Below are 7936 nucleotides of genomic sequence, written 5' to 3'. Positions count from 1 at the left end.
GTGATCGACATGACAACTCGGTCAACTGTGGAAGGGGGCTTGCCCCCGATAGCATTAGCCGCCATCAGCCGATCTAGCGGTTTTGCAGCGACTCCAGCAACTTCACCGTCGGATACCCATCCGCCGGCCAGCCCAGTGCCTGTTGCGCCGCGCGAATGGCCTTGCGGGTATTGGCGCCGATGATGCCGTCCGGGTTGCCCGCGTCGTAGCCTTTAGCGCTGAGTACCGTTTGCAGCTCAATGCGCTGTGAACGGCTCAGGGGCAGTTCATCCTTGGGCCAATCGCCACGAATCACACCGCCACCGCCGAACCGTTCGGACAGCAGGCCAACCGCCAGTGCATAAGACGACGAGTTGTTGTACTTGAGGATGGCGCGGAAGTTGTCCAGCACCAGGAACGCCGGCCCACGGTAGCCCGCAGGTAGCAGCAGGGCGGCGGACAATTGATCGACGTTGGGCGGCATGCTGGCGCCCGGCGGCAACTGGAGGCCCAGTTTCAGCCATTCGCCAACGGTCTTGCGCGTGCCGCCATCGGCCAGGGCGTAATCGAAGTTGCTTGGCAGTTGTTTGACCTCAAAGCCCCACGGCTGGCCTTTCTGCCATCCGGAGCTTTGCAGGTAGTGCGCGGTGGAGGCGAGGGCGTCGGCCGGGCTGTTCCAGATATCCCGGCGACCGTCGCCGTCGAAGTCCACGGCGTGGGTGTTGTAGGTGGTGGGAATGAACTGGGTCTGGCCCATGGCCCCGGCCCAGGAGCCTTTCATCTGGTCGGCTGCGATATCGCCATGCTGGATGATCTGCAGGGCCGCCAGCAATTGTGCCTGGGCAAACGCCGGTCGGCGGCCTTCGTAGGCCAGGGTCGCCAGGGAGCGGATCACCGAGTTGTTACCCTGGAACTGGCCGAAGTTGCTCTCCATGCCCCACACCGAGACCAGTGCCTGACGGTCGACACCGTAGCGTTGCTCGATGCGTTGCAGAATATCGGCGTACTTGATCAGCAACGCCTGGCCATTGCGCACGCGCACCGGTGACAGGGCGCCGTCGAGGTATTCCCACACCGGGCGAGAAAATTCCGGCTGGCTGCGGTCGGCGCGAATCACCGCCATATCAGGCGTGACGTTGGCAAAGGCAGTATCGAAAACAGCGGGGGTGATACCGGCCTTTAGCGCCTCTGCACGGAAGCCAGCCTGCCATTCGGCGAAGGTCTGGGTCGGTTGGATATCCAGGTTGTCCACGGCCAGCGGAGCCACAACGGCGGGCGCTACCACAGGGGCGGGCTGAAGCGTCTGCAAGGGCTGGGCGTCGGCGGCGGTAGGTTTTTCCGCGCAGGCGACGAGCAGAATGAGGCTGGAGGCAGCGATCAATTGGCGCAGGTGCCAACGACGGGAAAGGCTAGAGGGCATGCACAGGTCCAGGGATTACAAATCAGGTGCAGACCTTATCATGCCAGAGGGGCGCTTGCCTTCAGGCAGCCAGAAAGTAAGAAGCCTCCCAGCTATTAGACTGGAAGGCTTCGCGGCGGTAGCTGCCTTTGCCCTTGCCGGCGCGTTCCTGACGGCTGCGGAACAGTGGCTGGGCGATGATGGATTTGGCCTTGTTGGGGCCATGCTTGGATGGCTTTTTGCTCATGGTCGGTACTCTCGGTAGGTGGTTACAACGGCGCAAATCATCTGCCGAAGTTTGGCCGCTGTAAAGCCCGACAAGGTTTTTGAAATGTTAACGCGGTCAACAGATGGGAGGGCTATTCGGCGGGGAGTGTCAGGCGTTGCCCGGACATCAGCAGCGCTAAACGACTCAGGCTCATCCACGGCGAACCGGCCGCTTGTCCCTTGATTTGCGCATCGATGCGCTGTGCTTCGAGCAGAAGCTGCGCCCAGCGTTGCGCCGAATGCCGTTGCAGGGCTTTGCTCATCAGGGGTTTGCGTTTGTCCCATACCGGTGGTCGTGCCTGGCTGAAACATTTGTCCAGCGGCGTACCTTGGCTGTATTGCAGGGAAATATTGGCCAGTACCCGCAACTCACGGGCCAGGGCCCAGAGAATCACCGGCGGCTCCACCCCCTCGCCGCGCAGCCCTTCGAGCATGCGCAGGGCATGGGCAGGTTCGCCGTTGAGAATCGCATCCACCAGCCCGAACACATCAAAGCGCGCGCTATCGGCCACGGCGCCCTGGACGGTTTCGACGGTGATCTGCCCGTCTTCGGCCATCAGCTTGAGCTTCTCGATTTCCTGGGCGGCGGCAAGCAAGTTGCCTTCAACCCGGGCCGCGATCAGCTCGACCGCGTCTTGAGTCGCCGCCAGGCCCGATTGGGACAGGCGCTGACGAATCCACTGCGGCAATTGGTTACTGTCCACCGGCCAGATCTGGATGAACTGGGTCTGCGCGCCTTCCACCAGCGCCTTGCCCCATTTGGTTTTCTGCGCACTGCCGTCGAGTTTGGGCAGGCTGATCAGCAACACCGTATCCTCGGCGGGGCGTGCACAGTATTCCATCAGGGCCGCAGCGCCTTTGTCGCCGGGCTTGCCTGAAGGCAGGCGCAGTTCCAGCAGGCGTTTTTCGGCGAACAGCGACATGCTCGCACCGGCTTGCAGCAAGGTGCCCCAGTCGAAGCTGGCATCCGCGCTGAAGACCTGGCGCTCATCGAAACCTTGCTGGCGGGCAGCCGTGCGAATGGCGTCGGCGGCTTCCTGGCACAGCAGCGGGTCGTCACCGCTGACAATGTAGACGGGCGCGAGGCCACCTTGCAGGTGTTTGGCGAGTTGGGCGGGAGCGAGTTTCATAGGCAGGGCGAACGGGGCGCCTGGGGCGCCCCATTTGGCTTACTCAACCGGTACCGGTACTTCGACAGGCGATTGTTTCGGCGTGTTGTCTTCGTACTCTTGTGCCGCTTTAAGCGCGTCGGCTTCTGCCTTGGCCTTGTCGTCAGCGGTGCGTTGCAGCACTTCCAGCTGCTCAGGTGTGAGCAGTTGCAGGCGCAACATCATGCGTTGAACCAGGTCGCGACGCATTTCCTTGCGCACTTGAATGACTTCCGAATCCGAACCCACCAGGTTGTTACCGTCGTGGCTCACTACCTTCTGGATCTGAATCTTGTCACCCATCAACGGCAGGTGATCACGGCCCTGCACCTCAAAGCTGAGCACGCTGCTCAGTTCGATGTCCGATGCACGGCCTGCGCTGGCGTAGCTCAGGTTACGTTGGGTTTCTTTCTCGTCCACCAGTACCAGCTTGTAGGGCGCGCCGGTGTAGACATGTACGCCGCTGTTTTCCAGGACCTGACGCAGTTGCGTCACGGTTTCGCCATAAGCGTTACGGGCGCTGACGTCCAATTCTTTGATGGACAGGTCATTGGTGCCCGTGCCGCGCAGCTGGAAGCCGCAAGCGCTCAGCAGCACGGCAAGGCCCATAACCAGCAAGTTGCGTTTGATCATTTTGTTGCTCCCCTTGAAATCAGGCGGGCCTTATCGCGGCCCTGAAGGTTTAGTTCGGCGCAGGGCTCAAGCCCTGCGCCCGATCCGATTAGCTGGCGACGATATTGACCAGTTTGCCTGGCACAACGATCACTTTGCGGATCGTCAGGCCTTCGGTAAAGCGCAGCACGTTCTCGTTGCTGCGCGCAGCCGCTTCGACTTCTTCGCGGCTGGCGCTGGCTGGCATGTCGATCTGACCACGCAGTTTGCCGTTGACTTGGATGACCAGTTGCAGCGTGTCCTGCACCAGGGCGCTGTCATCCTGTACCGGCCAGCGCGCATCGATGACCGCGTCGCTGTGACCCAGGCGGTTCCACAGTTCGTGACTGATATGCGGCGTGATCGGGGCCAGCAGCAGGGTGACCGTTTCCAGGCCTTCCTGTATCAGCGCGCGATCCTGCTCGGTAGCCTGCGGGGCTTTTTCCAGCACGTTCATCAGCGTCATCACCTGGGCGATGGCGGTGTTGAACTTGTGGTTCTGGCCCACGTCCTGGCTTGCTTGCTTGATGGCCAGGTGGATGCTGCGGCGAATGGCTTTCTGCTCGTCGTTCAGCGCGGCCACGTCCAGCTTGGCCGGCAGACCCTGGCTGACATGGGCATGGGCCAGACGCCAGACGCGTTTGAGGAAGCGATGCGAACCTTCCACGCCGGAGTCGGACCACTCGGCGCTCATGTCGGGCGGCGAGGCGAACATCATGAACAGACGGCAGGTATCGGCGCCGAATTGGTCGATCATCGACTGCGGGTCGACGCCGTTGTTCTTCGATTTGGCCATCTTCTCGGTGCCGCCGATTTCCACCGGCAGGCCGTCGGCGATCAGCTTGGCGCTGATGACTTTGGCTTTGCTGTCGCGTTCCAGCTCTACATCCGCCGGGTTGAACCAGGTGTAAGCGCCATTGGCTTCGCGGCGATAGTAGGTCTCGGCGATTACCATGCCTTGTGTCAGCAGGTTCTTGAACGGCTCGTTGGACGTGACCAGGCCTTCGTCGCGCATCAGCTTGTGGAAGAAGCGCGCGTACAGCAGGTGAAGAATGGCGTGTTCGATACCGCCGATATACTGGTCAACCGGCAACCAATGGTCGGCTGCGGTTTTTTCTACCAGGCCGCCTTCGTAGTGAGGCGAGGCGTAGCGCGCGTAGTACCACGAGGACTCGACGAAGGTGTCCATGGTGTCGGTTTCACGCTTGGCCGGCTGGCCGCATTTCGGGCAGCTGCACTCATAGAACTCGGGCATGCGCGCCAGGGGCGAACCGGCGCCGTCCGGCACCACGTCTTCCGGCAGCACCACAGGCAGTTGATCTTCGGGCACCGGCACGTCGCCGCAGCTGGCGCAGTGAATGATCGGGATCGGGCAGCCCCAGTAGCGCTGACGGCTGATGCCCCAGTCGCGCAGGCGGAACTGGGTGCGTGAGGCGCCGAGGTTTTTCTTGATCAGCGCCACTTCGATGGCGTCGAAGGCGCCGGCGAAGTCCAGGCCGTCGAATTCGCCGGAGTTGATCAGGGTGCCGTGCTCGCCGTACGCGTCTTGCCATGGTGCCGGGTTGCTGTCGCCCGAGCTGGTGCGCACTACGGTTTTGATCGGCAGGTTGTACTGGGTCGCAAATTCGAAATCGCGCTCATCGTGCGCCGGCACGGCCATTACCGCGCCATCGCCGTAGTGCATCAGCACGTAGTTGGCGACCCACACCGGCAACTTCTCGCCGGTCAGCGGGTGCTCGACGAACAATCCGGTCGGCAGGCCTTTCTTCTCCTGGGTGGCGACGTCGGCTTCGGCCACGCTACCGCCTTTGCATTCGGCGATGAATGCCTGCAGCTCAGGGTTGTTCTGCGCCGCCAGGGCGGCCAGCGGGTGTTCGGCGGCCACGGCGACGTAGGTCGCACCCATCAGGGTGTCGGGACGGGTGGTGAACACTTTGAGGGTGCCCGCTTCGCCGATGGAGTCGACGTTGTACGGGAACTGCACTTCCATGCCCTTGGATTTGCCGATCCAGTTGCGCTGCATGGTCTTGACCTGTTCCGGCCAGCCCGGCAGATCATCCAGGCTCGACAACAGCTCATCGGCGTAGGCGGTGATCTTGAAGTAGTACATCGGGATTTCGCGCTTTTCGATCAGCGCGCCGGAACGCCAGCCGCGACCGTCGATCACCTGCTCGTTGGCCAGTACGGTCTGGTCGACCGGGTCCCAGTTCACGGTGCCGCTCTTTTTGTAGATCACACCTTTTTCGAACAGGCGCGTGAACAGCCATTGTTCCCAGCGGTAGTAGTCCGGCTTGCAGGTGGTCACTTCACGGGACCAGTCCACGGCCAGGCCCAGGCTGCGCAGCTGGGTCTTCATATAGGCGATGTTTTCGTAGGTCCACTTGGCGGGCGCTACATTGTTTTTCATCGCCGCGTTTTCCGCCGGCATGCCAAAGGCGTCCCAACCCATGGGTTGCAGGACGTTTTTACCTTGCATGCGCTGGTAACGGGAAATCACGTCGCCGATGGTGTAGTTACGCACATGCCCCATGTGTAGCTTGCCGCTGGGGTAAGGGAACATCGACAGGCAGTAGAAGGTCTCCTTGCCTGGCTGTTCACTGACTTCAAAGGACTTCTGCTCGTCCCAGAAGGCTTGGGCGGCATTTTCTATTTCACGGGGCTGATATTGTTCGTGCATGGCTACTTTTTGAACTGAATAGGGGTGGCCTAATCCTCTTCGGTGCATTGTCCGGGTAGATCGACACCCAAAAGCGCCGCATCCGTGCCCAAACCCTGCGGGAAGTGGAGTTACAGGAAGCGCCGTAGCATACATGACCCCACTCTATCGAGGGAAACCCTGATTGCGCGGCCAAGGCCGTCTGTCGCGGCGCCGGGCAGGCGCAGCTACGGGGGCTACGCTGTTTATTGGGGAGCAAGTCTTTCTTCAATGAGGTGAGGGGATGGTTGAATCGCAGCGAATCGCAACGAAACCGGAAATCTACGAAGGACTTATCGACCGATTGGGTCGTGCATTGGATGCAGCGAGAACTGCGGGCCGATTGCGTGATGAGCGGCCTGTGGAGTTGGAACTGCGCGGTTTGAGCCGCGCGGAATTGGAACTGATCAAGGCTTATCTGGAACGCAACAAGTGCAGTGCGCCTCCCATGGCGGCAACCCCGCCAGTCAAGGAGCCCACGCAGTCTGCCAAGGTGGTGTGGCTCAAGGATTTGCCGGCCGGTCGTGGCCCGGAGAGATTCCGGTCCGCCCGCTGCAAGTAGTTCGCTCCCCCCTGAACAGCACCATTTAAACGTGCAACTTTCTAGATTGTCGCTAGACCCCGTTACACCTTAGGCTTCGGGCATCTGTGGAGATGCCCGATGCCTATTCGTTATTTCATCAAACAACTGCTCCTGCCGCCCGGCATTCTCTTGCTGCTGCTGGCGCTTGCCTGGTGGTTTCGCCGTAGCCGCCCGAAGTTGGCCGGCTGCTGCTTTGTCCTGGGCCTGGGCGGTATGTGGTTGATCAGCCTGCCCGTGATGGTGGAGTGGGGCGCCCGTGCGCTTGAGACCGAGCCGCCATTGGCTCGTGAGGACTGGTCAACCCTGGCCCAACGCGCCGACGCCATCGTGGTGTTGGGTTCCGGGCGTGAGCGAGGCGACCCCGCCTGGGGCGCCGATCAGCCTACGGGCATTGGGCTGGAACGCCAGCGTTACGCCGCGCGCTTGGCCAAGGCGTCGGGGTTGCCGGTACTGACTACCGGTGGCCTGCATTACGGCACGCCCCCCAGCGAAGCGCAGTTGATGGCGGTGTCGATGCAGGATGACTTTGGCGTCACGGTGCGCTGGAAGGAAGAACGCAGCCGTACCACTTGGGAGAACGCGCAGATGAGCGCCGAGATTCTATTGCCCGAGGGTATCAAGCGCGTGGTCGTGGTCACCCAGGCCTGGCATATGCCGCGATCGGTCTGGAGTTTTGAAAAGGCCGGTTTCACCGTCGTACCGGCCCCGGTCGGTTTTTTGGGGGTGGACAATGCCCGTCCTCTGGGCGGTTGGATGCCGGAATTCAAATCGGTGTGGCAGAGCGGGCAGTTGATTAACGAAGCGGTCGGGCAGGTGGGGTATCGATTGTTTTACCGCTGAATTGCGTCATAAGAAATCAGCCGTTGGGCGGATTTAGAGAAGGTCAGTTTTCGGTATGAACGCAATGTTCTAACTGGCCTTATGGCACAAGCGGTCAGGCGCATTCTTGCTTGTAGGATATGCAGTACATCCTAGTGCGCGCAGTACCTAAGATGCTGAGTGATGAATATAAATGAATAACTTTTTGTTGTTGTGTTGATTGATTGTTTATGGAGGTTCGTAATTCTTTGGTTGCGTAAATTTTCAATTAATTCGCGGTCAATTAAAAGTTGTTGTGTGAATAAGTGATTTTTGCTTGTGCGGGTTCGCTGCGTGCCGTAATTTTTTGTGCGTTGATAAGGTGGAATTTTTAAGAAGTTGGCTGCCACTAGTCT

Annotated in this window: 8 protein-coding genes; 2 read left to right on the top strand and 6 right to left on the bottom strand. The window is 60.5% G+C overall.

The features are described 5' to 3' along the window. Window positions 1-73: 73 nt before the first annotated feature. The 5 genes from YA0848_RS14295 to leuS form a co-directional block, all read right to left on the bottom strand. Window positions 74-1399 (bottom strand): lytic murein transglycosylase, encoded by a 1326-nt coding sequence (locus YA0848_RS14295; RefSeq protein ID WP_034100906.1) that lies wholly within the window; start codon window positions 1397-1399, stop codon window positions 74-76. Between the two features lie 61 nt (window positions 1400-1460). Continuing rightward, the gene (gene arfA, locus YA0848_RS14290; protein ID WP_003176285.1) at window positions 1461-1625 is read right to left on the bottom strand and encodes an alternative ribosome rescue factor ArfA; all 165 of its coding nucleotides are present in this window, start codon (window positions 1623-1625) and stop codon (window positions 1461-1463) included. A 112-nt stretch (window positions 1626-1737) separates the two neighbouring features. Next, the gene (gene holA, locus YA0848_RS14285) at window positions 1738-2775 is read right to left on the bottom strand and encodes a DNA polymerase III subunit delta (protein ID WP_034100905.1); all 1038 of its coding nucleotides are present in this window, start codon (window positions 2773-2775) and stop codon (window positions 1738-1740) included. 39 nt (window positions 2776-2814) lie between these two features. Beyond that, entirely contained in the window at window positions 2815-3426 is a 612-nt protein-coding gene (locus tag YA0848_RS14280) for an LPS-assembly lipoprotein LptE (protein ID WP_034100904.1), read from the bottom strand. Between the two features lie 88 nt (window positions 3427-3514). Next, window positions 3515-6121 (bottom strand): leucine--tRNA ligase, encoded by a 2607-nt coding sequence (leuS, locus tag YA0848_RS14275; RefSeq protein ID WP_169868452.1) that lies wholly within the window; start codon window positions 6119-6121, stop codon window positions 3515-3517. A gap of 262 nt (window positions 6122-6383) precedes the next feature. Between leuS and YA0848_RS14270 the strand changes: the two genes are divergently transcribed. Beyond that, window positions 6384-6701 carry a hypothetical protein gene (locus YA0848_RS14270; protein ID WP_034100902.1) on the top strand — a complete coding sequence of 106 codons (318 nt, stop codon included), beginning with the start codon at window positions 6384-6386 and terminating at the stop codon, window positions 6699-6701. Between the two features lie 99 nt (window positions 6702-6800). Next, complete coding sequence (locus YA0848_RS14265) at window positions 6801-7562, top strand: YdcF family protein (RefSeq protein WP_034100901.1); 762 nt, start codon at window positions 6801-6803, stop codon at window positions 7560-7562. A gap of 131 nt (window positions 7563-7693) precedes the next feature. Here the strand turns inward: YA0848_RS14265 and YA0848_RS36045 are convergent. After that, window positions 7694-7936: hypothetical protein (locus tag YA0848_RS36045; protein ID WP_232925115.1), on the bottom strand; the 243-nt coding region annotated here is incomplete at its 5' end.

Origin of the sequence: Pseudomonas sp. S4_EA_1b (genome assembly GCF_016307435.1) — a bacterium.
Taxonomy (GTDB): domain Bacteria; phylum Pseudomonadota; class Gammaproteobacteria; order Pseudomonadales; family Pseudomonadaceae; genus Aquipseudomonas; species Aquipseudomonas rhodesiae.
The sequence above is the reverse complement of the archived record's forward strand: the minus strand, read 5'-3'. Positions and strand labels throughout refer to the sequence as shown.

Coding starts and splice junctions, on each gene's coding strand:
- arfA (WP_003176285.1), bottom strand. CDS start 1,625: ATGAGCAAAAAGCCATCCAAGCATGGCCCCAACAAGGCCAAATCCATC.
- leuS (WP_169868452.1), bottom strand. CDS start 6,121: ATGCACGAACAATATCAGCCCCGTGAAATAGAAAATGCCGCCCAAGCC.
- YA0848_RS14265 (WP_034100901.1), top strand. CDS start 6,801: ATGCCTATTCGTTATTTCATCAAACAACTGCTCCTGCCGCCCGGCATT.
- YA0848_RS14295 (WP_034100906.1), bottom strand. CDS start 1,399: ATGCCCTCTAGCCTTTCCCGTCGTTGGCACCTGCGCCAATTGATCGCT.
- YA0848_RS14280 (WP_034100904.1), bottom strand. CDS start 3,426: ATGATCAAACGCAACTTGCTGGTTATGGGCCTTGCCGTGCTGCTGAGC.
- YA0848_RS14270 (WP_034100902.1), top strand. CDS start 6,384: ATGGTTGAATCGCAGCGAATCGCAACGAAACCGGAAATCTACGAAGGA.
- holA (WP_034100905.1), bottom strand. CDS start 2,775: ATGAAACTCGCTCCCGCCCAACTCGCCAAACACCTGCAAGGTGGCCTC.